The 22,507-nt window shown below is 72.7% G+C and carries 20 protein-coding genes and 1 pseudogene; 10 read left to right on the top strand and 11 right to left on the bottom strand.

All coding sequences use genetic code 11. From position 1 onward, the window contains the following. Positions 1 to 474: 474 nt before the first annotated feature. Positions 475 to 882: pseudogene (locus ACZ66S_RS30555) on the top strand (acyl-CoA dehydrogenase family protein); the annotation flags it as partial. A gap of 509 nt (positions 883 to 1,391) precedes the next feature. Continuing rightward, complete coding sequence (locus ACZ66S_RS30560) at positions 1,392 to 1,853, top strand: ATP-binding protein (RefSeq protein ID WP_469904779.1); 462 nt, start codon at positions 1,392 to 1,394, stop codon at positions 1,851 to 1,853. Between the two features lie 313 nt (positions 1,854 to 2,166). On the opposite strand, the gene ACZ66S_RS30565 is transcribed toward ACZ66S_RS30560, so the two are convergent. Continuing rightward, a complete protein-coding gene (locus ACZ66S_RS30565; protein ID WP_469904780.1) occupies positions 2,167 to 3,093 on the bottom strand; it encodes a cyclase family protein in 927 nt (308 codons plus the stop codon). An 85-nt stretch (positions 3,094 to 3,178) separates the two neighbouring features. Here ACZ66S_RS30565 and ACZ66S_RS30570 point away from each other — a divergent pair, with 85 nt between their 5' ends. The 3 genes from ACZ66S_RS30570 (at position 3,179) to ACZ66S_RS30580 (ending at position 6,370) form a co-directional block, all read left to right on the top strand. After that, positions 3,179 to 4,045, top strand: a complete 867-nt coding sequence (locus ACZ66S_RS30570) for an SDR family oxidoreductase (RefSeq protein WP_469904781.1) — start codon at positions 3,179 to 3,181, stop codon at positions 4,043 to 4,045. Between the two features lie 124 nt (positions 4,046 to 4,169). Further along, on the top strand, positions 4,170 to 5,321 hold the full coding sequence (locus ACZ66S_RS30575; protein WP_469904782.1) for an acyl-CoA dehydrogenase family protein: 1,152 nt from the start codon (positions 4,170 to 4,172) through the stop codon (positions 5,319 to 5,321). Next, entirely contained in the window at positions 5,321 to 6,370 is a 1,050-nt protein-coding gene (locus ACZ66S_RS30580) for a Zn-dependent alcohol dehydrogenase (protein ID WP_469904783.1), read from the top strand. The genes ACZ66S_RS30575 and ACZ66S_RS30580 overlap by 1 nt, the downstream gene beginning before the upstream one ends. Positions 6,371 to 6,411: 41 nt before the next feature. On the opposite strand, the gene ACZ66S_RS30585 is transcribed toward ACZ66S_RS30580, so the two are convergent. Next, positions 6,412 to 7,461, bottom strand: a complete 1,050-nt coding sequence (locus ACZ66S_RS30585) for a GlxA family transcriptional regulator (protein WP_469904784.1) — start codon at positions 7,459 to 7,461, stop codon at positions 6,412 to 6,414. Between the two features lie 71 nt (positions 7,462 to 7,532). Between ACZ66S_RS30585 and ACZ66S_RS30590 the strand changes: the two genes are divergently transcribed. After that, positions 7,533 to 8,840: an MFS transporter gene (locus ACZ66S_RS30590; RefSeq protein ID WP_469904785.1), complete on the top strand. Its 1,308-nt coding sequence runs from the start codon at positions 7,533 to 7,535 to the stop codon at positions 8,838 to 8,840. A 30-nt stretch (positions 8,841 to 8,870) separates the two neighbouring features. Here the strand turns inward: ACZ66S_RS30590 and ACZ66S_RS30595 are convergent, their stop codons facing one another. The 6 genes from ACZ66S_RS30595 to ACZ66S_RS30620 all read right to left on the bottom strand — a co-directional run bounded on the left by ACZ66S_RS30595 (position 8,871) and on the right by ACZ66S_RS30620 (position 17,335). Further along, a complete protein-coding gene (locus ACZ66S_RS30595) occupies positions 8,871 to 9,449 on the bottom strand; it encodes a flavin reductase family protein (protein ID WP_469904786.1) in 579 nt (192 codons plus the stop codon). Positions 9,450 to 9,513: 64 nt separating this feature from the next. Continuing rightward, a complete protein-coding gene (locus tag ACZ66S_RS30600; RefSeq protein WP_469904787.1) occupies positions 9,514 to 10,299 on the bottom strand; it encodes an enoyl-CoA hydratase/isomerase family protein in 786 nt (261 codons plus the stop codon). Then, entirely contained in the window at positions 10,290 to 12,515 is a 2,226-nt protein-coding gene (locus tag ACZ66S_RS30605) for an acetate--CoA ligase family protein (protein WP_469904788.1), read from the bottom strand. Before ACZ66S_RS30605 ends, ACZ66S_RS30600 begins: the two co-directional genes overlap by 10 nt. A gap of 145 nt (positions 12,516 to 12,660) precedes the next feature. Beyond that, positions 12,661 to 14,166: a flavin monoamine oxidase family protein gene (locus tag ACZ66S_RS30610; RefSeq protein WP_469904789.1), complete on the bottom strand. Its 1,506-nt coding sequence runs from the start codon at positions 14,164 to 14,166 to the stop codon at positions 12,661 to 12,663. 148 nt (positions 14,167 to 14,314) lie between these two features. Further along, a complete protein-coding gene (locus tag ACZ66S_RS30615; RefSeq protein WP_469904790.1) occupies positions 14,315 to 15,508 on the bottom strand; it encodes a flavin-containing monooxygenase in 1,194 nt (397 codons plus the stop codon). A gap of 240 nt (positions 15,509 to 15,748) precedes the next feature. Further along, the gene (locus tag ACZ66S_RS30620) at positions 15,749 to 17,335 is read right to left on the bottom strand and encodes a subtype B tannase (RefSeq protein WP_469905024.1); all 1,587 of its coding nucleotides are present in this window, start codon (positions 17,333 to 17,335) and stop codon (positions 15,749 to 15,751) included. A 223-nt stretch (positions 17,336 to 17,558) separates the two neighbouring features. Here ACZ66S_RS30620 and ACZ66S_RS30625 point away from each other — a divergent pair, with 223 nt between their 5' ends. The 4 genes from ACZ66S_RS30625 to ACZ66S_RS30640 all read left to right on the top strand — a co-directional run bounded on the left by ACZ66S_RS30625 (position 17,559) and on the right by ACZ66S_RS30640 (position 20,042). After that, complete coding sequence (locus tag ACZ66S_RS30625) at positions 17,559 to 18,005, top strand: DoxX family membrane protein (RefSeq protein WP_469904791.1); 447 nt, start codon at positions 17,559 to 17,561, stop codon at positions 18,003 to 18,005. Further along, complete coding sequence (locus ACZ66S_RS30630) at positions 18,005 to 18,415, top strand: Zn-ribbon domain-containing OB-fold protein (RefSeq protein WP_469904792.1); 411 nt, start codon at positions 18,005 to 18,007, stop codon at positions 18,413 to 18,415. The genes ACZ66S_RS30625 and ACZ66S_RS30630 overlap by 1 nt, the downstream gene beginning before the upstream one ends. A 106-nt stretch (positions 18,416 to 18,521) precedes the next feature. Next, the gene (locus ACZ66S_RS30635; RefSeq protein ID WP_469904793.1) at positions 18,522 to 19,130 is read left to right on the top strand and encodes a GNAT family N-acetyltransferase; all 609 of its coding nucleotides are present in this window, start codon (positions 18,522 to 18,524) and stop codon (positions 19,128 to 19,130) included. Between the two features lie 39 nt (positions 19,131 to 19,169). Beyond that, on the top strand, positions 19,170 to 20,042 hold the full coding sequence (locus tag ACZ66S_RS30640; protein WP_469904794.1) for a GNAT family N-acetyltransferase: 873 nt from the start codon (positions 19,170 to 19,172) through the stop codon (positions 20,040 to 20,042). On the opposite strand, the gene ACZ66S_RS30645 is transcribed toward ACZ66S_RS30640, so the two are convergent. The 3 genes from ACZ66S_RS30645 to ACZ66S_RS30655 all read right to left on the bottom strand — a co-directional run bounded on the left by ACZ66S_RS30645 (position 20,021) and on the right by ACZ66S_RS30655 (position 22,470). Next, complete coding sequence (locus ACZ66S_RS30645; RefSeq protein WP_469904795.1) at positions 20,021 to 20,686, bottom strand: pyridoxine/pyridoxamine 5'-phosphate oxidase; 666 nt, start codon at positions 20,684 to 20,686, stop codon at positions 20,021 to 20,023. The genes ACZ66S_RS30640 and ACZ66S_RS30645 overlap by 22 nt on opposite strands. A 3-nt stretch (positions 20,687 to 20,689) precedes the next feature. Next, positions 20,690 to 21,115, bottom strand: coding sequence for a pyridoxamine 5'-phosphate oxidase family protein (locus ACZ66S_RS30650; RefSeq protein WP_469904796.1), 426 nt, complete (start codon positions 21,113 to 21,115; stop codon positions 20,690 to 20,692). A 185-nt stretch (positions 21,116 to 21,300) separates the two neighbouring features. Then, positions 21,301 to 22,470, bottom strand: coding sequence for a thiolase C-terminal domain-containing protein (locus ACZ66S_RS30655; protein WP_469904797.1), 1,170 nt, complete (start codon positions 22,468 to 22,470; stop codon positions 21,301 to 21,303). Positions 22,471 to 22,507 lie beyond the last annotated feature (37 nt).

A 22,507-nucleotide genomic window follows, 5' to 3' on the forward strand; every position in this document is an offset into this window, starting at 1 on the left:
AGTTGCCCTGCCCCGGGCCGGCCGTCGTCCGAGGGCGTCCTGTCTGCGGGGTCGTTCGCGGGGTCGGGGCCTTCCGTCGGCGTCGGCGATGAGCCTGATGTGCGGGCGGCGGGATGGACGGGGGACTTGTCTGGGGTTGGTCCGCGGGGGAGTTGCCCTGCCCCGGGCCGGCCGTCGTCCGAGGGCGTCCTGTCTGCGGGGTCGTTCGCGGGGTCGGGGCCTTCCGTCGGCGTCGGCGATGAGCCTGAAGTGGGGGCGGCGGGGCGGACGGGGGGCTCGTCCGGGAGTTGTCCTGGTGGGGCCGGTCCGTCGCTCGGGGGCGTTCTGTCCTCGGGATCGTCCGCCGGGTCCGGGCCCTCGACCGGCGTCGGCCCTCGGCCTGGTCCGTCGGGGCCGGGGGGCTTCGGGGCTGGTGGGTCCGGGAGTTGTCCTGGCGGGGGCGAGGCGGCCGGCGTGCCGGGCTGCGGGGGCGGCGACGTTGCCGTGCTGCTGGGTGCGGCCGAGCAGCTCGGTACCGCTGTCAGGGTCGGGGAGCTCGCTGTGCAACACGCCAGGGTGCGGGAGCAGTTCGGGCAGCCGATCGGGGCCTTCCAAGCAGTCAAGCACCTGTGCGCGCAGATGCTGGTGCGGACCGAGACGGCCCGGGTCGCGGTGTACGCCGCCGCCGTGACCGCGGACCCGCTGGACATCGCCGCGGCCCGGCTGCTGGCCGACGAGGCGGCCGAGCGGGGGGCCCGGGACTGCCTCCAGGTGCACGGCGGCATGGGCTTCACCTGGGAGTGCGAGGTGCACCTGCATCTGAAGCGGGCCTGGGTGCGGGCCCGGCGGGCCGGTGGCGGTGCGGAGAGTGAGGAGTCGCTCGCCGTGGATCTGTTGGCCTGAGGCGGCCCCGACCGGCCCGCTCTCCGAGGCTCCCGCAGCGGATGTCGCGGATTGTGGCACACCGGAATCACGGAGCGTTGATATCGGGTTGTGTCCTATGTGTGACTCGTCACGTCCTGGAGTCGGTGCCCCGCTCCGGTACCTTGTGTGAGATGCGAGTGGTTCCGAGCACGAGCCGTGCCGGTGTTGCCGATGGGGCGGCGCCGGACCCGGCGATGCGCGCCGCTGCTCGCAGGGCGGGAAGGCCCGTGGCCACCGCATGTTCGACTCCCCGCGGCGAGCGTCGCACAGTATCCCGCAGGGGTACTCCTTCGCGCTGGAATATGCCCGAAGCGCTTGTTGGCGTGACTGTACGTCAACCATGCTGTCCCGTAAGGGATTCACGTTCTGTGACCCCGGTTTCGGTCATTGTTCTGGTCATGCAAAAAATGGCTACGATCGTGGCCCTCGTGAGGCGCGAGGCCATGTGCCCGCCGGTTCGGATGGTGTGAGCGGTGCAGGTGCTTCAGGTGCAGCTTGAGATCCGGCCCGACCCCGCAGAGGTGGGGCGAGCCCGGAGGTGGGCCCGCTCGCGGCTCGCCGGCTCCGGGATAGAGGTCGACGAACCGCTCGCCGAGACACTGATCCTGCTCGTGTCCGAACTGGTCACCAACGCCGTGGTGCACACCGGCCGGCCGTCCGTCCTGCGGCTGTCCCTGCCGGGCGCCGAGGGAGAGTGGGCCACGGTCCGCCTCGAGGTCGCCGACCGCAGCGACCGGGCCCCCGTGCCGCGCTGCGTGGACGGTGACGCGACCGGCGGCCGCGGCCTGGCCCTCGTCGACGGGCTCGCGGACCGCTGGGGCTGGAGCCCCGAGGGCGCCGGCAAGAGCATCTGGTGCGAACTCGACCGCTGTGACCGGCCGCGCAAGGCCATGGAGGTCTACGGCATCGACGCCTCGGCCTACGAGGGGCTGGCGTTCGAGGCGGTGTGACGGCGCACGGTGGCAGAGACCGCCCGCACCCCTTTCCCGCCGCGGGGCGGTGCGCCGGGACGTGCACCCGTGCGCGGTCGTGACAAAAGGGTCGTAAGTAATAAATCCCCGTACGGGTGTTGACGCACCGTGTTCGATTGATGACGCTGGTGGTCAGCGATTCGCCGCGAGGGGACGTCGAGGGGTTCGGTGACGGGAGCCCTCGGCGAGTGCGGATCGTGACGCGGTGTCGATTTCCTCAGGGCGGAAGGAAGTCGATGACGGCGGCGCGCGATGCCGTGCTCGGGGCGGACCTGCGCGCCGCCGGCCGACCTCACAGAACGGCCACCGGCGCCACGGGTGTTCCGGTGGCGCCGACGAACGGCTCGGGCATCGCCGACAGCAGGAACGCGTACCGGCCGCTTTCTCCACAGGCTGTGGACAACTCTTCCAGATTCCAGTTCTGGCCCTGGAGCATCCCCATCTCCACGAGGTCCAGCGCGTGCACGGGCAGCCACAGGTCCTCGATCTCGGGCGGGAAGATCTCGAACGTGAGGGTGTCGTCGGCGACCGCGGCCAGGTCGCGCGCGTGGAACCACTCCGGAGTACGGATCGACAGACCTGGTGACGGATAGGCGTACGCCTCGCGGTCGCCGGCGAGATACACCTGGATCTGCCCGGTGCGTACGAGCACGACGTCCCCGGCGCGCACCCGCGTGCCCGCGAGTTCCTCGGCGGCCTCCAGGTCCTCCGGCGTCACGGCGTGCGCCCCGTCGAGCCGGTCCACGCCCCGCGCCCGGGCCACGTCGAGCAGCACCCCGCGCGACACGACGTGCCGGGCCTTGTCGATACCGCCGAACTCGGCGCCGCCGTGCGGGGTGATGGTGCCGGCCGGGCGGCCGTTGTAGAGCATGCCGGAGTGCGAGACATGGGTGAGGGCGTCCCAGTGGGTGGCCGCCTGAAGGCCCATGGTCACCGCGTCGTCGCTGCACGCGACCGTCCCGGGGCCGAAGATCTCCTGGTTGATCTGCACCATCGCGTGCAGCGGGTTCACCCGGCCGGGCATCATCCCGGTCTGCACGCCGTCCTGCCGCAACGGCAGCGCCAGCGGGACGCGGCGGCCGGTGCGGACGGTCGCGGCGGCCTCGCGGACGACCTCGTCGGTGATCAGGTTCAGGGTGCCGATCTCGTCGTCGGCGCCCCAACGCCCCCAGTTGTTCACGCGCTTGGCGATGTCGTGGAACGCGGCCGGAAGTGACATCGGGCCCTCCCCGGGGCTTGTGTCCGCACATCTGACGGGTCATAAAATCTAACGGTCCGTCAGAAACCGCGGGAAGGGGCCGGGCGTGGGGAACTTCTTGGCAGGCAGGGTCGTCGCCGTGACGGGCGCGGGACGCGGGATCGGACGGGCGGTCGCGCTGGCCGCGGCGGGCGAGGGAGCGCGGGTCGTCGTCAACGACTACGGCGTCTCCGTCGACGGGGCGTCCCCCACGAGCGAGATCGCCTCAGGGGTGGTGAAGGAGATCGAGGCGGCCGGCGGTGAGGCCGTCGCCGTCGCCGACGACATCTCGACGATGGCCGGTGGGCAGCGGGTCGTCGACACCGCGCTGTCGTCCTACGGGCGGCTCGACGGCGTGGTCTGCGTGGCCGGCATCCTCCGGGAGCGAATGCTGTTCAACATGTCCGAGGAGGAGTGGGATCCGGTCCTCGCGACCCATCTGAAGGGTACGTTCACCGTCTTCCGGGCGGCCTCCGCGGTGATGCGGCAGCAGCGGTCGGGGACCCTGATCGGGTTCACCAGCGGCAATCACCAGGGCTCCTACTCGCAGGCCAACTACAGCGCGGCCAAGGGCGGGATCATCTCGCTGGTGCGGAGCGCGGCGCTCGGGATGCACAAGTACGGGGTGACCGCGAACGCGGTGGCGCCGGTCGCCCGTACGCGGATGTCGGCGAACGTGCCCTTCGACCTCACGGAGATCGGGGAGCCGGAGGACGTGGCCGCCATGGTGGTCTACCTGCTCTCCGAACGGGCCCGGGAGATCACCGGGCAGGTGTACACCGTGGCGGGGCCGAAGATCGCGGTGTGGGCGCAGCCGCGGGAGTTGCGCGCCGCGTACGCCTCCGGCGGGTGGACGCCGGAGTCGATCGCGGAGTTTCTGCCGGGGGCGGTGGGGGTGGATCCGATGCCGTTGCTTTCGGGGCCGGGGGCCTGAGGGGGTGGGCGCCTGAGGGGGTGGGGCGCGTGGGGGTTGGCGGGTGCGGGTTGTCTGTGGCTGGTCGCGCAGTTCCCCGCGCCCCTAGGTAGTTCGCCCTGGCCGGTGTGGAGAGGAGAGCCCTGTGGACTTCGGGTCTGCCGCTGAGGATGAGGAGTTCCGGGAGGAAGTGCGGGAATGGCTTGCTGCCCACGCCGATGGTTCCCAGGACCGTCGTGCCTGGGAGCGGGCCCTAGGGAAGGCCGGGTGGATCGGGCTGGGCTGGGGAGAGGCTGGCTACGGGAACCGGACGGCCACGCTCACGCAACAGGTCGTGTGGGCCGAGGAGTACGCGCGGTCCGGGGCGCCCGCGCGGTCCGGGCACATCGGGGAGAAACTGCTCGCGCCGACCCTCCTCGCGCACGGCACCGACGAGCAGAAGGCCCGGTTCCTGCCTCCTGTCGCCGCCGGGGACGAGCTGTGGTGTCAGGGGTACAGCGAACCCGGGGCGGGCTCCGACCTCGCCGGGGTGCGGACCAGGGCCACGCGTGCCGGGGACGGGACGTACCGGATCAGCGGGCAGAAGATCTGGACCTCCCTCGCCCACGAGGCGGACTGGTGCTTCGTGCTCGCCCGGACCGATCCGGAGTCCCGTCGGCACCACGGGCTGACCTTCCTCCTCGTGCCCATGGACCAGCCGGGGCGCATCGAGGTGCGGCCCATTCGGCAGATGACCGGGACCAGCGACTTCAACGAGGTCTTCTTCGACGGGGCACACGCGCGTGCCGAGCATGTCGTCGGCGGCGAGGGGCAGGGCTGGCGGGTGGCGATGAGCCTGCTGGGCTTCGAGCGGGGGGTGTCCACCCTAGCCCAGCAGGTCGGATTCGCCGAGGAGTTGAGCGCGGTGCTGCGGGCCGCCGTACGGACGGGCGCCGTGGCCGATCCGGTCGTACGCGCTCTTCTCGTGCGCCAGTGGGCCGAGTTGCGGACCATGCGGTGGAACGCGCTGCGGACACTGGGGGGTTCGGGAGACGCCGGGGCCGCCAGCGTGGCCAAGCTGCTGTGGGCGGGCTGGCACCAGCGGCTCGGGGAGCTGGCGATGCTCGTGCGGGGGGCGCGGGCCACGGTCGGCCCCGCTGACTGGTCCCCCTCCGCGCCGTACGAACTCGACGCGTCGCAGCATCTGTTCCTGTTCTCGCGGGCCGACACCGTCTACGGCGGCTCGGACCAGGTGCAGCGCACCATCATCGCCGAGCGGGTGCTCGGTCTGCCCAGGGAGCCCAAGGGGGTCGTCTGATGCGCGGCGTGCTGTTCGACGGAAGACAGGTCCAGGTCGTCGACGACCTGGAGGTACGGGACCCGGGGCCGGGCGAGGTGCGGGTCGCGGTCGCGGCGGCCGGGCTGTGCCACAGCGATCTGTCCGTCGTGGACGGGACCATCCCGTTCCCGGTCCCGGTTGTGCTGGGGCACGAGGGCGCGGGCGTGGTGGAAGCGGTCGGGCAGGGGGTCACGCATGTCGTGCCCGGGGACCATGTGGCCCTGTCCACCCTCGCCAACTGCGGTGCCTGCGCCGACTGCGACCGGGGCCGGCCGACCATGTGCCGCAGGGCCATCGGGCGCCCCCAGAAGCCGTTCTCACGGGGCGGGGAGCCGGTGTTCCAGTTCGCGTGCAACTCCGCCTTCGCGGAACGGACCGTGGTGAAGGCCGTGCAGGCGGTCCGCATCCCGGCGGACATCCCGCTGCCGTCCGCCGCGCTGATCGGGTGCGGGGTGCTGACCGGGGTGGGGGCCGTGCTCAACCGGGCCCGGGTGGACCGGGGGGAGAGCGTGCTGGTCATCGGGACCGGCGGGATCGGGCTCAACGTGATCCAGGGCGCCCGGATCGCCGGGGCCTCGCGGATCGTGGCCGTGGACGCCAACCCGGCCAAGGAGGCGGTGGCCCGGCAGTTCGGGGCGACGGACTTCCTGGCCTCGGCGGAGGGGGTGCGGGAGCTGCTGCCGCACGGAGTGGACCACGCCTTCGAGTGCGTCGGACGCGTCGAGCTCGTACGGGCCGCCGTCGACCTTCTCGACCGGCACGGTCAGGCGGTCCTGCTGGGGATGCCGGCGGCGGGCGCGGAGGCGTCCTTCGTCGTCTCCTCGATGTTCCTGGACAAGGCCATCCTCGGCTGCCGCTACGGCTCCTCGCGGCCGCAGCGGGACATCCCGCTGTACGCGGAGCTCTACCGCCAGGGACGGCTCCTCCTCGACGAACTGGTCACGGAGACCTACCCGGTCGAGGACTTCGAGAAGGCGGTCGGGGACGCGGAGGCGGGACGGGTGGCGCGGGGCGTGCTCATGTTCTAGCCGGGCTGCTCCTGTTCGGGACGGGGGGACGGACCGGGAGCTCAGTGCGGGGCGGCGACGGCGGTGCGGTGCCGGGCGGGGGTATCGGGGCCGCCGCTTCCGGCGCGGAACGTCCGGCGGTACGCCGTGGGGGTGACCCCGAGGGCCGCCTGCAGGTGCTGGCGCATCGACTGGGCGGTGCCGAAGCCCGCGTCGTGGGCGACCTGGTCGACGGAGAGGTCGGTGGACTCCAGCAGGTGCCGGGCGCGCTCCACCCGCTGCTGGGTGAGCCACTGGCCGGGGCTGACGCCGACCTCCTCGCGGAAGCGCCGGGTGAAGGTGCGCACCGACATGGCCTCCTGCGCGGCCATGTCCCGCAGTTGGATCGGCTCGTGCAGCCGGCCCAGCGCCCAGGCGCGGGCCGAGGTCGTGGTCGACTGCTGCGGCTCCGGCACGGGCCGGTGGATGTACTGCGCCTGACCGCCGTCGCGGTGCGGCGGTACGACGGTGCGGCGGGCCACGTCGGTGGCGACCGCGGTGCCGTGGTCGCGGCGCACCATGTGCAGGCACAGGTCGATGCCGGCGGCGACGCCCGCCGAGGTCAGCACGTCGCCGTCGTCGATGAACAGGACGTCCGCGTCGACCCTGATCCGCGGGAAGAGCCGCTGGAGACGCTCGGAGTCGGCCCAGTGCGTGGTCGCCGGACGGCCGTCGAGGAAGCCCGCGGCGGCCAGGACGTAGACGCCGGTGCAGATCGAGGCGAGCCGGGTGCCGGGGCGGATGTGGGCGAGGGCGGCGGCCAGTTCCTCGGTCAGCACGCCCTCCTCGAAGACCGGGCCCATTTCGTACGACGCCGGGACGAGCACGGTGTCGGCGGTGGCCAGGATCGCGGGGCCGTGCTCCACCTGGACGGCGAAGTCGGCGTCGGTCCGCACCGGGCCCGGCGGGCGGATCGAGCAGGTCACGACCTCGTACAGATGACGTCCCCGGGCGTCCCGGGGCCGCCCGAAGATCCGGTGCGGGATGCCCAGCTCGAACGGCAGGACGCCGTCCATGGCGAGGACGACCACGCGGTGTGGGCGGAACTCCCGGTCCTGACGGTCACTGCTCATGGCCCGATCCTAACGAATGCTGTCCTTCGGGCCAATGGATCGCGGACGGCGCAGACCGCAAGCTCTATGGCGTGACCCAGACAACCGAAGCCGCCGTCCGGACGTCCGGGACGGAGAAGCGGCCCGCACGCGTCCACCGCGCCTGGTTCGTGGCCGCCGTCACCTTCGTGACGATCATCGGCGCGGCCGCCTTCCGCTCCCTGCCGGGCCTGCTCATCGACCCCCTGCACGAGGACTTCGGCTGGTCGCGCGGCACCATCGGCGCGGCCGTCTCCGTCAACCTCGCGCTGTACGGGCTGACCGCGCCCTTCGCGGCCGCCCTGATGGACCGTTTCGGCATCCGGCGGGTGGTCGCGGTCGCGCTGACCGTGATCGCGGTCGGCTCGGGCCTGACCGTGTGGATGACGGCCGCCTGGCAGCTCATGCTCTACTGGGGCCTGCTCGTCGGCCTCGGCAGCGGCTCGATGGCGCTGGCCTTCGCCGCGACCGTCACCAACCGCTGGTTCACCGAGCGGCGCGGCCTGGTCACCGGCATCCTGACCGCCGCCTCCGCCTCCGGCCAGCTCATCTTCCTGCCGGTGCTGTCCTGGATGGTGGAGAAGCACGACTGGCGCCCGGCGGCGATCACGGTCGCCCTGGCCGCCCTCGCGGTGGTCCCCTTCGTCTGGCTGCTGCTGCGCGACCACCCGGCCGACGTGGGCCTGAAGCCGTACGGCGCCGTGGAGTTCGTGCCGAAGCCGGAGCCGGTCCAGGGCGCCGCGCGCCGGGCGGTCACCGTCCTGTTCAAGGCCGCCCGCACCGGGCCCTTCTGGCTGCTCGCCGGCACCTTCGCGATCTGCGGCGCCTCCACCAACGGCCTGATCCAGACCCACTTCGTGCCCGCCGCCCACGACCACGGCATGCCGGTCACGGCCGCCGCCTCGCTGCTCGCGGTCATCGGCGTCTTCGACGTGGTCGGCACGGTGGCCTCCGGCTGGTTCACCGACCGCTTCGAACCGCGCCGCCTGCTCGCCGTCTACTACGCGCTGCGCGGCATCTCGCTGCTGTTCCTGCCCATGCTCCTGGCCCCGTCGGTGCACCCGCCGATGCTCTTCTTCATCGTCTTCTACGGCCTCGACTGGGTCGCCACCGTCCCGCCCACCGTCGCTCTGTGCCGGGAGCAGTACGGCGACGACAGCGCGATCGTGTTCGGCTGGGTCCTCGCCTCCCACCAGGTCGGCGCGGCCCTGGTCGCCTTCCTCGGCGGTGTGGCCCGGGACGTGTTCGGCACGTACGACATGGTCTGGTACGCGTCGGGAGCGCTGTGCGCGGCGGCGGCCCTGATGGCGCTAGTGATCCGGCGGCGCCCGGCCGCGGTGCCCCTGGCCGCGACGGCCTAGCGAAAGCCGCGCGGCGGCGCTGCCTGGCCCCTACCGGAACCGTCCCCTGTGGAACAGCAGCGGAGCCTCGCCCTTGCCCGTCCCCAGCGCCTCCACCCGTCCCACCACGACGAGGTGGTCCCCGCCGGTGTGCACCGCGTGGATCGTGCAGTCGATCCACGCGAGCGTGCCCGCGAGGCGCGGGGAGCCGGAGGCGGGGGCCGGCTCGTGGGGGACGCCCGCGAACTTGTCGGCGCCGCTCACCGCGAACGCCCGGCACAGCCCGCCCTGGTCCGCGCTCAGCACGTTCACGCAGAAGACGCCCGCCCGGGCGATGCGCGGCCAGGTCGTCGACGTACGGCCCACCATGAACGCCACGAGCGGGGGGTCGAGGGAGAGGGAGGAGAAGGACTGGCAGGCGAAACCGGCCGGAGGGGTGCCGGGGGCCGTGATCACCGTGACCCCGGTCGCGAACTCGCCCAGCACGCGCCGGAACTCGGCCGCGTCGACCGGCGCCCGCTCGTCCTCCCGGACGCACCGCAGCTCCGGGCGGGGCAGCGCCTCCACGGCGAGTGCCTTCCCGGACCTGAGATAGCGGACGGCCGCCTCCGCCATTCCTGCTTGTCCCATCACATCCCCATTGAAGCTGACGGGCCGTCAGATGTGAAGGGGCGGGCCGGCCGTACCGGGGGCCTCAACGCCCGCGGAACACCGGGGACCTGCGCTCCACGAAGCTCGCCACGCCCTCCTTCGCGTCGACCGTCGCCATGTTGATCTCCTGGGCGGCGGCCTCCGCGGTGAAGGCGGTGGCGCGGTCGGTGTCCAGGGCGGTGTTCACGAGCTGCTTGGTGAGGGCGAGGGCGCGGGTGGGGCCGGTCGCCAGGCGCTCGGCCCACTCGCGGGCCGTCCCGCCCAACTCCTCCTCCGGCACGACCCGGTTGACCAGGCCCAGGCGCTCGGCTTCGGCGGCGCCGAGCGCGTCGCCGAAGAACATCAGCTCCTTGGCCCGCCGGGGCCCGACCAGGCGGGTCAGGAGATGGGCCCCGCCGCCGTCCGGGACCAGCCCGCGGCGGACGAACACCTCGATGAACCGCGCCGACTCGGCGGCGAGCACCAGGTCGCAGGCGAGGGCGAGATGGGCGCCGAGGCCGGCCGCGGTGCCGTTCACCGCCGCGATCACCGGCTTCTCGCAGTCGAGGACGGCCGCGATCAGTCGCTGGGCGCCCAGCCGGATCGTCCGGGCTACGTCGCCGGGGGCCGTGGCCGCCGGTGCGCCGCGCAGGTCCGCGCCCGCGCAGAACCCGCGCCCCGCGCCGGTGAGGACCACCGCCCGTACGTCCGGGTCGGCCGACGCCCCCGCCAACAGGTCGATGATCCGGTCCCGCCCGCCGGGCGTGAGGGCGTTGAGGACCTCCGGCCTGTTCAGGGTGAGGTACGAGACATGGCCGTCGACGGTGTGGGTCACCTCACTCACCGGCACACCACCAACGCGTCCAGCGCCACCGCCCCCTGCCCCCGGGGCAGCACCATGAGCGGGTTGATGTCGAGCTCCGCGAGGTCGTCCCCGAGCTCCAGGACCATGCGCTGCACGCGCAGCACCACTTCCACGAGCGCGTCGAGATCCGCGGGGGGCCGCCCCCGCACCCCGTCCAGGAGCGCCCGTCCGCGAAGGTCCTCCAGCATGTCCCGGGCCTGCCCCTCACCGAATGGCGGCACCCGTACGGCCGTGTCCCGCAGCACCTCGACCAGGACCCCGCCGAGCCCCACCGTCACCGTCGGCCCGAACAGCTCGTCGTGCGCGGACCCGACGACCGTCTCGACACCCCGCTCGACCATCTGGCAGACCAGGACGCCGTCCAGGGGGACGTCCTCGTAGCGGGCGATGTCGGTCAGCTCGCGGTACGCGTCCCGCACCTGGCTGGCGGAGGTCAGGCCGATCTTCACCAGGCCCAGCTCGGTCTTGTGGGCGATCCTCGCGCCCGACGCCTTCATCACCACCGGGTAGCCCACCAGGCCGGCCGCCCGGACGGCCGCCGCGGCGCTGGTCACCAACTGCTCGCGCGGCACCCGGATGCCGTACGCCCGCAGCAGTTGCTTCGCCGCGTGCTCGCTGAGCTGCTGGCCGGGGCGCATCAGGGCCTGGGCCTTGCGGAAGGAGGGCGAGGGGGTGCGCGGGGCCTCGTCGAAGGGGGAGCGGTAGCCGGTGACGAAGCGGTGGTGGTCCAGGTAGGCGCGCACGGCGGTGATGCAGTTGCCGACCGTGCGGAAGGTGGCCACCCGGGAGGAGCCGAGCAGGACCTCGCGGTAGGCCGGTTCGGTGCCGACGGGCGAGCCCCACACCACGCACACCAGCTTGTCGGTCTCCTCGGCCGCGTCCACCAGGTCCTGTACGAGCCGGTCGCTCAGGGGCGGGAAGGGGCCGGTCACCGGGCAGATCAGCACTCCCACCGAGGGGTCGGCGAGGATCGCGTCGATGATCTTCCGGCCGCGTTCGTCCCCGACCGGGTGCCCGCCGTTGTCCACGGGGTTGGCCACGCTCAGGAACTCCGGTATCCACCGGTGCAGCTCGGCCTGCTTGGCCGCCGAGAGGACGGGCAGCGCCAGCCCCGCCTCCGTGGCCAGGTCGGCGAAGTGCGCGCCGGTGCCGCCGGAGATCGAGTAGACGACGACGCCCTCGGCGCGCGGCGGCCTCGCGCGGGCCAACAGGGCCGCGGTGTCCTGGAGTTCGTCGAGCCCGTCGACGCGGATCACGCCGTACTGCCGCATCGCCGCGTCCACCACCGTGTCGGCGCCGGTGAGCTTGCCGGTGTGGGAGGCGGCGGTGCGGGCGCCGGTCTCGGTGCGGCCGACCTTGACCGCGACGACCGGAACCTTGCGGCGGGCGGCGCGGTCCGCGGCGAGCAGGAAGGAGCGGCCGTCCTTGAGGCCCTCCAGGTAGCAGGCGACGGCCCCGACCTCGGGGCGTTCGGCGAAGTAGGAGAGGAAGTCCGCGGTCTCCAGGTCGGCCTCGTTGCCGGTGGGCGCCCAGTGGGTGAGGCGGATACCGAGTTCCTGGAGGGCGAAGACGGGGCGGCCCTGGTGGCCGGACTGGGTGATCAGGGCGATCCCGGGGCCGTCGAGGTCCTCGCGGAAGCGCTCGAAGGCGTTCAGGTTGGTGTTGGGTCCGAGCAGCCGCATCCCGGACTGTGCCACGGCGGCGGCGAGTCGTTCCTGCGCGGCGGCTCCCGCCGTGCCCGTCTCCGCGAACCCGGAGGCGAAGACGACCGCGAACCTTGCCTTGGCCTCGCCCAGTTGCGCGATCACCGGCAGGGGGTCGGCGATCAGCAGGACGGCGAGGTCGACCTGCTCGGGCAGGTCGGTCACGGACGGCACGCACGGGACGCCGAAGACGGCCGTGCGCGTCGGGTGCACCGGGTGCAGCCGGGCCCCGACCCGCTCCGCCCACTTGAGCAACTGCCGGGTGACACCGGTGTTGGGGCGGCCCTCGGTGTCGGAGGCGCCGATCACGGCGACCGACTCCGGCCGGAAGAAGCGGTCCAGGTCGGGGACGTCGGCGTACAGCGGGCGTCCGCTGACGTCACGGTCGTCGACGGCGGCGGGCCGGCCGTGGACGGCGGGTCCGGGTTGCTCACCGCACGCGATGGCGCGGGCCCGGCGGGAGTCGGTGGTGAGGGTGCCGTGGGTTGATCCAAGCATCGGTCCGCCCGCTCCTGTGTGACAGCCTGAATAACTGACGCTGTGTCAGATTACAGAACTGACGAGGTGTCAGGAATGGTCGTGCACACAGAAACGAGCGGACCGGCAAGGGCCGCTCCACGCCGGGGACCGGCGGGGACCGGTCCTACAGCACCGCCAGGACCTCCTTCGCCACCCGCTCGCCCGAGCGCACCGCGCCGTCCATGAAACCCATCCAGTGGACCGAGGTCTCCGTCCCGGCCCAGTGGATGCCGCCGACGGGGGCGCGCAGGGCGGGGCCGTACTGGGTGAGCACCCCGGGTGCGCCGATGGCGACGGGGCCGCCGCGGGTGTAGGCCTCGTTGTTCCAGCGTTGCAGGACGAAGGAGGTGGGGGAGGCCGCTTTCGAGCCGAAGTAGGTCACGTAGTCCTTGAGGACGGCCGCCTTGACCTCCGCCTCGCTCGCCGCGTCGTACCTGCGCGCCTCGTCGGCCTCGATGAAGCCCATCAGGGCGCCGTAGGAGGCGTCCGGCGGGGAGTTGTCGAAGGTCGAGCTGATCACGCCGGTGTCGCTGACGACCTGGCCGTTGAGGCCGTCGGCCCGCCAGAAGGGCGTGTCGTAGATCGCGATCGCCTTGCCGACCGAGGCCATCGGCAGCCGCTGGGTGAGCTGGTCGCGCGCGGCGGGCAGCAGCGGGTCGTAGGTGATGCGGGCCGCGAGCGGCGGGGGTACGGCGACGACGACCCGCTTGGCGGTGACGGTGACGCCGTCGGCCGTGACGACGTACTTCGCGCCGGACCTGGCGATCGTGCGCACCGGGGCGTTGAGGACGACCCGGTCGCCCAGTGTGGCGGCGAGCTTGACCGGCACGAGCTGGGAGCCGCCGACGAAGCGCAGTTCCTGGGCGCCGCCCGCGGTCTCGGTGAGGCGCTCCAGGGTGCCGGGGGTGGACTCGTTGCCGGCGGCGGCGATGTAGAAGAGGACGAACAGCAGGGACAGTTCCCGGGGTTCGGCCGAGAAGATCGACGTGCAGGCCACGTCCAGGAGGAACTTGGCCGACGGGACCACCGCGTTGGCGCGCAGCCAGGTCTCGAAGGTCTGCCGGTCCCACTCCGCGGCCTTGGGGGCGGTCCAGGGGGCGTCGACCGGGACCTGCTTGGCCATGTCGTCGAGGGAGGCCTGCACGATCGCCGCGTTGGCGAGCCCCGCCGCGTCGATCGGCGGGACCGAGCCGAGGATGCCGTCGGTGGCGTACGGGGTCCTCTTGCCGTCCTTGTAGAGGAGGTTGTTGCCGGTGTTGTAGGTGGCGAAGGTCTGCACCCCGAGCGAGTCGGCGAGCGCCTTGATGCGGTCCTGGGTGGGGCCGATGAACTCGCCGCCGCCCTCGGTGACACCGCCGTTGGCCAGCTTCAGGTTGAGGACCCGGCCGCCGACCCGGTCACGGGCCTCCAGTACGGCGACGGTCCTTCCGCCCGCGACCAGGTCACGGGCCGCGGTGAGCCCGGCGAGACCGGCGCCGACGATCGCGACGTCCACGTCACGGGTGGCGGCGGAGGCGGGGGCGGCGGCGGTGCCGGTGAGGGTGACGGCCCCGGCCGCGGCGGCGGCACCGCCGAGCAGGGAGCGGCGGGAGAGCCGGGGGAGCGGGGGGAGCTGTCTTTCGCGTGCCACGTGCGTCCTCCGTAGTGGAGAGAGTGTGGAGCTAGAACATGAGAAGTGTTCACATTCTGGCCCCGTACGACCGCACACGACAACGCTCCCGTCACATCCGGCACGTGAGCAACGGGAGTCGTCGGGAGGAGAGTTGGGGTCCCGCGCGTCAGACGGGGAGCCGCGAGAGGCTGTCCGCCCCGCCCTTCACCACGGCCTTCGCGATCTTCTCCGCGTCGATCGCGACCTCGCGGAACGTCCCGCTGATGGGCGTGACGTAGCCCGTGAAGTAGAGGCCCGGGGCCTGCTCGGGGGCCCGGGCGCCGTTGACGACCGGGTGGCCGTGCGGGTCGAGGACGCCGAGATGGCCGACCAGCCCGTCCAGGGCCCGGGTGTACCCGGTGGCCGCGATCACCGCGTCCGGGGCGAGACGGCTGCCGTCGGCGAGCAGCACCTCGCCGTCCTCGAAGCCCTCGACGGCGGCCACGACCTCGACCCGGCCCGTGCGGACCGCGTCGACGAGACCGACGTCCTGGACCGGGATGGCGCCCTCCTTGACCCGGCTGTAGAGCCCGGTGTCGGGGCGGGGCAGGCCGTGCGCGGAGAGGTCCGGCACGCTCAGTCTGGCGAGGGGCCGGGCCAGCCGGTCCACGAGGCCGACCGGCAGTCGTCGTACGAGCACGCCCGTGTACTGGGCGGCCCAGCCGGCCGTGGAGCGGCGGACGATGTGCGGGACGGTGCGCACGGACAGCCGTACCCGCGAGGCACCGCCCTCGACCAGGTCCACGGCGATCTCCGCGCCGGTGTTGCCGACGCCGACGACCAGGACGTCACGGCCCGCGTAGGGCGCCGGGTTGCGGTACTCGCCGGCGTGCACGAGCTCGCCCTTGTACTCCTCGCGGCCCGGCCAGTCGGGCAGCAGCGGGGTGTGGTTCCAGCCGGTGGCCACGACCACGGCGGCGCCCGTCAGTTCGCGGCCGCCGGTGGCGTGCAGCAGCCAGCCGGTGCCGTCGGGGGTGCGCTCGACGCGGGAGACCTCGACGCCGGTGACGGTCTCCAGCTCGTGGTGCTCGGCGTACTTCTCCAGGTAGCGCACCACGTCGTCGCGGGAGACCCAGCGGCCGAAGCGGCGGGGCATCGGCAGGCCGGGCAGCGCCGACAGCCGGCGGGTGGTGTGCAGGTGCAGCCGGTCGTAGTGGCGCCGCCAGGACGCGCCGACGTGCTCGGACCTCTCCAGGACGACCGCGCGGACGCCCCGGGCCCGGAGCGCGTACGCGACGGAGAGCCCGGCCGGGCCCCCGCCGACGACGTACACGGGACGATCGGGCTGCTCGGGGCGGGTTGGGGGTGTGGAGTCGGCCATGAGCGCGAGCGTAATCAGACAGCGCGTTGATGGGTCTCGGTCAAGACGGGAATTGGTTGCGGATCGATCACGCCTGTAGGAGAGGGGGGTGGGGCCTGTGGCGTAGGTCACCTGGTTGTGGGGGTACGGAAAAGACCACGGCGCCGGGCCCGCCGGAGCGGGGCTCGACGCCGTGGGGTGCGGCGGCCGGAGACTGACGGGAAACCGGGGCCGCGGTCGGGGGTGCCGTGGGGTGCCCGGCTACTTCTTCCGGGCCTTCTTGTGGCCGGTGACGTCCGCGATCCAGGTGATGAAGTCGCCCGGGTCGGTGTTGGCGCCGTGGCCCTGGTCCCAGTAGTAGAGGTGGTTCACGTCGTCGCCGAGGCCGGCCGCGGCGGCGGCGAGGTTCGCGGAGACCGTCAGCGAGGTGTCCGAGTCCTTGGTGCCGAGGCGGATCCACCAGTGCTTCGAACGGCCCTCGTTCCCGCGCTCCAGGAAGTACATGGGGTTCATCAGGTTGAGCTTCTCGGGGATGTCGCTCGCGACCCGCTTGCCGGTCAGGCCCGTGGTGTCGTTCTCCGCGCCGTACGCCGTGAAGTGCCGGCTGATGGTGGTGCCCGCGCCGAACTCGTTGTTCTCGCCGGCCGACAGGTCGAAGGCGTCGAAGGCGGGGGCAGTCTTCTTGCGGGCGCCCACGTGGGTCAGGAAGTCGGCCCAGGAGAAGGTGGCCCGGCCGCCGGACCAGGTGATGAAGGTGTTGGCGGCGAGGTAGCTCTCGCGGGCGGAGTCCGACAGGGCGGCGAGGTAGGTGGTCGCCGAAGGTTCCAGGTACTGCTTGACCAGGTACTCGTCGTAGTTGCGGGCGTTCAGGGCACCGAAGCCGTTCAGGCCGCGCAGCTTGAGCTTCGCCTGGTACTCGGCGAACTGCGACCGCAGCTCCTTGGACACCGTCTGGTCCACCTGCTTGCCGGTGCTCAGCGCGTTGCCGCCCCAGCACCACTCGTAGGCGCCGTCGGCGTGCTCCAGGTCGGTGATCGGGCACCAGGCGCCGGTCGCGAAGATCGCGTCGGAGGCGTCGGCGGCGCCGATCTCCTTGAGGTAGGTGTCGTAGGCCGGGCTGTCGCCGGAGGCGCCGAGCAGCGAGGACAGGGCGCCGCCCGCGCTGGTGCCGGCGGAGACGATCCGCTCGACGTCACCGGGAATGCGGCCCTTGTTGGCCTTGATGTACCGCACGGCCGCCTTGAGGTCGACGATCGCGGCGGGCGCGGTGCCGTAGTACTCGCCCGCGGAGTTCTTGAGGGTACGGCCGCGGGCGCCGGGCTCGATCACGACGTACCCGGCGGCCAGTGCGAGGAGCTGGTTGCTCGCGGTGGCGCCGCCGGTGGCGTTGGTGTTCTCGTTGGCGTTGGGTGCGGCCGAGGCGCTCGCGGAGGTGCTGCCGGTGGGGGCGGCGCCGCTCGGGGCCCCGCCGCCCATGCCGCCGGCGCCGACGCCGGTGGCGTCCGCCACGGAGGACGGCATGTAGCCGCCGACGGAGTTGGCGAGCAGGATCGGGGCGTTGCTCGCGTCGACCGCGGTGCCGTCGATCTCGACCGGGGCGCTGACGATCAGGGACTGGTAGGTCGCGTCGACCGGCTTGGAGACGTAGGTGATCGCCTTCCAGAAGTGGTAGGTGACCGAGTGCTCGGTGCCCGCGGTGTCCGTGACGCTGGTCGTCAGTCGCGTGTACGCGTCCGGGTCGAAGACGAGGCTGCCGTCGCCGCTCGTGGTGGAGCTGTCGGTCGACGCGCTGGCGTTCAGGGCCATGCCTCCGACGGCCGCGGCCCCGGCCGTCGCGCCGATGCCGATGACGACGTTCCTGCGCTTGATTGCCCTGTGCTTCACGGTTGGCTCCCTAGGCGGTGTGGCTGGCGGAAACGAACGTATCCAGGTCTCCGACAAAATTGCCAACAATCCGGGGGTATTCACGGGGGACCCACAGCTTCTCAGGGAGCGCACAGCCGTCTCTCATGGATTCTTACCGTGGGCGCGGTCTTCCCGGGTCCTCGTATCTGACGTACCGTCAGATTCCATGGACACCATCTGGCTGACCGGCGCGCAATGGCTGGCCGTCCTGCGCATGGGCCTCGGCCTGTGGTGGCTGGAGAGCTGGCGGCACAAGGACAAGAGCACGTGGTTCGAGGGTGGCGGCATCACCTGGGCCGCGGACATCGCCGCCAAGCACCGCTGGACCCCGGTCCGCAGCGGCTTCGACGTGCTGGTCGCACCGCGTCCGAAGACGATGGCGTACGTCGTCGCCTACGCCGAACTCGCCCTGGGCGCGGGCCTGATACTCGGTTTCCTGACCCCGCTGGCCCTGGCGGGCGGTGCGCTCCTCAACGTCCTCTACTTCACCCTGATGATCCACGACTGGGCCGAGCAGGGGCAGAACTCGATGATGGCCCTCATCTCGGTCGTCGCCCTGTTCGCGATGTCCTGGCAGACGTGGTCGCTCGACGCGGCGCTGGGCTGGTTCTGATGGGCGCGAGGTACGACCTGCCGGAGACGGACGCCTTCACCCGGACCTACTGGGAGGCGGCGGCGCGCGGTGTCCTGCTGCTCCGGTACTGCGGGGCTTGCGCCCAAGTGCACCACTACCCGCGCGAGTTCTGCCCGCGCTGCTGGAGCGAGGACGTCACCTGGCGCCCGGCGACCGGCCGCGCCACGCTCCACACCTGGTCCGTCGTCCACCGCAACGACCTGCCCCCCTTCAGGGACCGCACCCCGTACGTCGCCGCCGTCGTCGACCTCGCCGAAGGCCCCCGCATGATGACGGAACTGATCGACTGCGACCACGAGTCCCTACAACCGAGCCTGGCCCTGACAGCGGTGTTCCCGGAGGGGGTACCGAGGTTCCGGCCTGTGGGGGAGGGGGAGGGCGGGGGGTAACCCACCGACGGGGAGCTGCGAGCCCTCGCGCCGACGCTCAGGTCTGCGTCGTGGAGGTGCCGTAATTGGGGCTGCGTGGGACGGGGGCGGACGTTTGAATGGGCTGATGGACGACGTCGACGATCAGCACCTCATACCTGCCTTCACCCCCCTGCACGGCCACGGACTGCGCCTGTGCGCCTGGGACGCGGACTCGGACGCGCAGGCCGAGGACTGGCTGCGTGCCGCGCTGGACCCCGAGTTCGGGCGCTGGAACACCCCCCTCACCCTGATCCGCGATCTCGACGGCGCCCGTGACGCCCTGCGCCGCCGGGCCGAGCAGGCGGAGCAGGGCACGAGCGTGTCGTACCGGATCACGGACGAGTCGAGCGGTACGACCCTCGGGCACCTCGGCCTCAACATGATCGACCACGTCTTCCGCACCGCCCGCGTCGGCTACTGGGTGCTCCCCGAGGCCCGAGGCCAGGGCGTCGCCACCCGCGCCCTGCGCCTCGCCGCCCGCGGGGCCCTCACCGACCTCGGACTGCACCGCCTGGAACTGGGGCACGCCCTCGGCCACGAGGCCTCCTGCAAGGTCGCCGAGCGGTGCGGCTTCCGCTACGAGGGCACGCTGCGCGGTGCGATGTTCGAGGCGGGGCGGCACGACGCGTTCCGGGACGTGCACCTGCACGGCCGGCTGGCGACGGACCAGGAGCCGGACCCGGAGCCGGCGTAATTCGGAGGCGTCCGGCGCGGTCGCGCAGGACCATGAGACATGCGCCCCACTGGATGGCACACCACCGACGACCTCGACGAGTTCCTCACCCGCGCCGGTGACTTCCTGCGCTCCCGGCCGGACCTGCACACCGTCCTGCTCACCGTGACCGACGTGCTGCGCACCCGGGGCCCGCGCGCCTACGGGAGCCAGGCACCCTTCTTCGGGCTGCTGGAGGAGGACGGGAGCGTGCGCGGGGCGTACTTCCGGACGCCACCGCACCGGCTGCACCTCACCCCGCTGACCGCGGAAGGGGCCGACTCCCTCGCCGCCCACCTGGAGGCCCTGGGCCGGACCGTCCCCGGCGTCGGCGCCGAGACCGCGACCGCCACCGCCTTCGCCGAGTCCTGGCGGCGCCGCACCGGGGCCGCACCCTTGCCGTACCAGCGGCAGCGGTTGTACCGGCTCGGCACCCTCACCGTGCCGCAGCCGCTGCCGCGGGGGCGGCCGAGGATCGCCGGGGAGCGGGACCGGGAGCTGCTGGCGCGCTGGTTCACCGAGTTCAGCAGGGACGTCGGCGAGAGCGGGAACGTGCGCGCCGAGGCCTGGGCCGACGCCCGCCTCGCCCACGCCGGCGTCACCCTCTGGGAGGACCCCGACGGCACCCCCCTCGCCATGGCCGGCCTCACCCCGCCGGTCGCCGGCCAGATCAGGGTGGCGCCCGTCTACACCCCGGCCCCGCTGCGCGGCCGCGGCTACGCCGGTGCCGCCACCGCCGAGGTCAGCCGGCTCGCCCGGGAGCGGGGCGCCGAGCAGGTGCTGCTCTTCACCGACCTGGCCAACCCGACGAGCAACGGCCTCTACCAGCGCATCGGTTACCGCCCGGTGGCGGACTTCGCGGTGTACGACTTTCAGGGCCAGAGCAGTTCCTGAGCCCAACCGCTGTCCGTGCGCCGGTAACTGAGCCGTACGTGCCGTCTGCGCTCGTCCCCCTGGAAGAACTCCACCTCATCGGGGAGGAGCCGGTACAGCGTCCAGGACGGGACGGGCGCCGCGGGCTCCCGCTGCGCCCGCTCCCACGCCTCCTCGGACGCCCGCGCCAACTCGTCGAGGGAGCCGAGGACTTCGCTCTGCCGGCCGGTGAGCGCGGCGGCCAGGGCCCCGGTGGAGCGGGCGTGCAGATCCGCCGCCGCCTGCGCGGAGGGCGCGGTGGTCACCGGCCCCCGCACCCGCACCTGCCGGCCGAGGACCGGCCAGTAGAAGCCGAGGGCGGCGTACGGCCGGGCCGTCAGGTGCCCGCCCTTGCGGCTGTGGGCGTGGCTCGCGAAGGCCCAGCCGTCCGCGTCGGCTCCGTGCAGCATCACGGTCCGTACGTCCGGCAGGCCCGCCGCGTCCGCCGTGGCGAGGGACATGGTGTGCGGCTCGGTCTGCCCGGCGGCCACCGCCTGCGCGAACCACGCGGTGAAGAGCTCCAGCGGGGTCGCGGGTGCGGTGGCGGGGTCGAAGGAGGGCAGCGAGGTGACCTCCGGGTCCCACACCCGGAGCGATCTGAGCAGCTCGTGAAGATCCGTTCCCATGCCTCAGACGGTACCGAGGTCGGACGTCACCCACCGCTCGGGCCGCATCCGGACGATGACCTGCTCGCCGTGGTTCTTCGCGGCGAACTCCACGTACCCGTCGACCTTCTCGGCCGGCAGGTAGCGGGCGGAGATCTCCCGGAGGTGGGCGAGGGTGCCCGGCTGCGTGTCGAGGACCGGTCCCTCGACGGACACGTACCGGATGGTGGGTTCGATTCGCTCGACCAGCAGGGAGAAGCGGCCGGCCACCCGGATCAGCTCGTGCTTGCGGGAGCCGGCGCCGGTCAGGATCCAGAGGTCGCCGCCCGGTTCGTACTGGTACCAGAGGGGCACGGTGAGCGGTCCGCGCCCCTCTCCCGCGTCGACCGCCAGCGCGGCGACATGCGGCTCGGCCAGGAACTGTTCACGTTGCGCGCGAGTCAGGGCCATACCGTGCAGGGTACGCGGGCCGCTGCGGAGGCCCCAGGGGACGGAGGGGAAGAAGCGGTGAACCGCTGGTCGGGCACGGCAGTCGGCGTCGCCCACCAGGGGAGGGGTTCGGCCGGACCGTGGGACGTGGTCCGCCGGGACTCGGACGTCTCCCCTGGTGGCCGGGCGACCGTCCGGGTCGTGCCCTAACGGCCCAGCACGACCGTCCCCGACGAGCAGAACCAGCCGCCCGTGCCGGACGCCACCGCCAGCCCCGGCACCGAGCCGTCCCGGCGCCGCACCTGCCGTGCGCCCGCCTCCCCGCGCAGTTGTCGTACGGCCTCCACCAGCAGGAACAGGCCGCGCATGCCCGGGTGCTGGGCCGACAGTCCGCCGCCGTCGGTGTTGACCGGCAGGTCCCCGCCCTCGACGAGCAGCCGCCCCTTCTCCACGAAGGAGCCGCCCTCGCCCTTCCCGCAGAACCCGAGGTCCTCCAGCGTCACCAGCGTCATGTAGGTGAACGCGTCGTAGATCTCGGCGAGTTCGATCTCCCCGGGGCGTACCCCGGCGCGCTCGAAGGCCAGCCGGCCGCTCACCGCCGCCGGGGACACCGTGAAGTCGGGCCACTCGGACATGCTGACGTGCGAGACGTGCTCCCCGGTGCCCAGCACCCAGACGGGCGCGGTACGGCAGTCCCGGACGTACTCCTCGGCCGTGAGCAGCACGGCCGCGCCGCCGTCGGAGCGGATGCAGCAGTGCAGCTTGGTGAAGGGGTCCGCGATCATCGGGCCGGACAGGACCTCGTCGACGGTGATCGGGTCGCGGAACATCGCCTCGGGGTTGAGGGCGGCGTTCGCCCGGGCCTGGACCGCGACCTGCGCCAACTGCTCGATGGTCGTGCCGTGTTCGATCATGTGGCGGCGGGCCGCCATCGCGTACTTGGCGATCAGGGTGTGGCCGTAGGGCACCTCGAACTGGAGGGGGCCGCGGGCGCCGAAGGAGAGGGTGCCGGTGCGGCGGCCCGCCTTGATGTCGGCGCGGGCCGTGGACCCGTAGACCAGCAGTACGGCGTTCGCGTGTCCGGCGGCGATCGCGTCGGCCGCGTGGGCCGCCATGACCTCCCAGGTGGCGCCGCCGACCGAGGTGGAGTCGACCCAACTGGGGCGCAGGCCCAGGTACTCGGCGATCTCGGCGGGGGCGAGGGTGCCGGTGCCGGCGGAGGCCAGGCCGTCGACCAGCCCGCGGTCCAGGCCCGCGTCGGCGAGGGCGCGGCGGGCGGCCTGGGCGTGCAGGGCGTAGGGGGTCGTGCCGTCCACACGGCCGCAGTCGGCCAGGGCCACACCGGCGATCGCGACTTTCCGGCTCCCGGGGGGCATGAGGGCCTCCTGCCTCTGGGCATCTGGTGCGGGCGCT

This window comes from Streptomyces sp. NPDC107471 (assembly GCF_055582845.1).

Coding starts and splice junctions, on each gene's coding strand:
- ACZ66S_RS30565 (WP_469904780.1), bottom strand. CDS start 3,093: ATGTCACTTCCGGCCGCGTTCCACGACATCGCCAAGCGCGTGAACAAC.
- ACZ66S_RS30580 (WP_469904783.1), top strand. CDS start 5,321: ATGCGCGGCGTGCTGTTCGACGGAAGACAGGTCCAGGTCGTCGACGAC.
- ACZ66S_RS30585 (WP_469904784.1), bottom strand. CDS start 7,461: ATGAGCAGTGACCGTCAGGACCGGGAGTTCCGCCCACACCGCGTGGTC.
- ACZ66S_RS30595 (WP_469904786.1), bottom strand. CDS start 9,449: ATGGGACAAGCAGGAATGGCGGAGGCGGCCGTCCGCTATCTCAGGTCC.
- ACZ66S_RS30605 (WP_469904788.1), bottom strand. CDS start 12,515: ATGCTTGGATCAACCCACGGCACCCTCACCACCGACTCCCGCCGGGCC.
- ACZ66S_RS30615 (WP_469904790.1), bottom strand. CDS start 15,508: ATGGCCGACTCCACACCCCCAACCCGCCCCGAGCAGCCCGATCGTCCC.
- ACZ66S_RS30625 (WP_469904791.1), top strand. CDS start 17,559: ATGGACACCATCTGGCTGACCGGCGCGCAATGGCTGGCCGTCCTGCGC.
- ACZ66S_RS30630 (WP_469904792.1), top strand. CDS start 18,005: ATGGGCGCGAGGTACGACCTGCCGGAGACGGACGCCTTCACCCGGACC.
- ACZ66S_RS30635 (WP_469904793.1), top strand. CDS start 18,522: ATGGACGACGTCGACGATCAGCACCTCATACCTGCCTTCACCCCCCTG.
- ACZ66S_RS30640 (WP_469904794.1), top strand. CDS start 19,170: ATGCGCCCCACTGGATGGCACACCACCGACGACCTCGACGAGTTCCTC.
- ACZ66S_RS30645 (WP_469904795.1), bottom strand. CDS start 20,686: ATGGGAACGGATCTTCACGAGCTGCTCAGATCGCTCCGGGTGTGGGAC.
- ACZ66S_RS30650 (WP_469904796.1), bottom strand. CDS start 21,115: ATGGCCCTGACTCGCGCGCAACGTGAACAGTTCCTGGCCGAGCCGCAT.
- ACZ66S_RS30655 (WP_469904797.1), bottom strand. CDS start 22,470: ATGCCCCCCGGGAGCCGGAAAGTCGCGATCGCCGGTGTGGCCCTGGCC.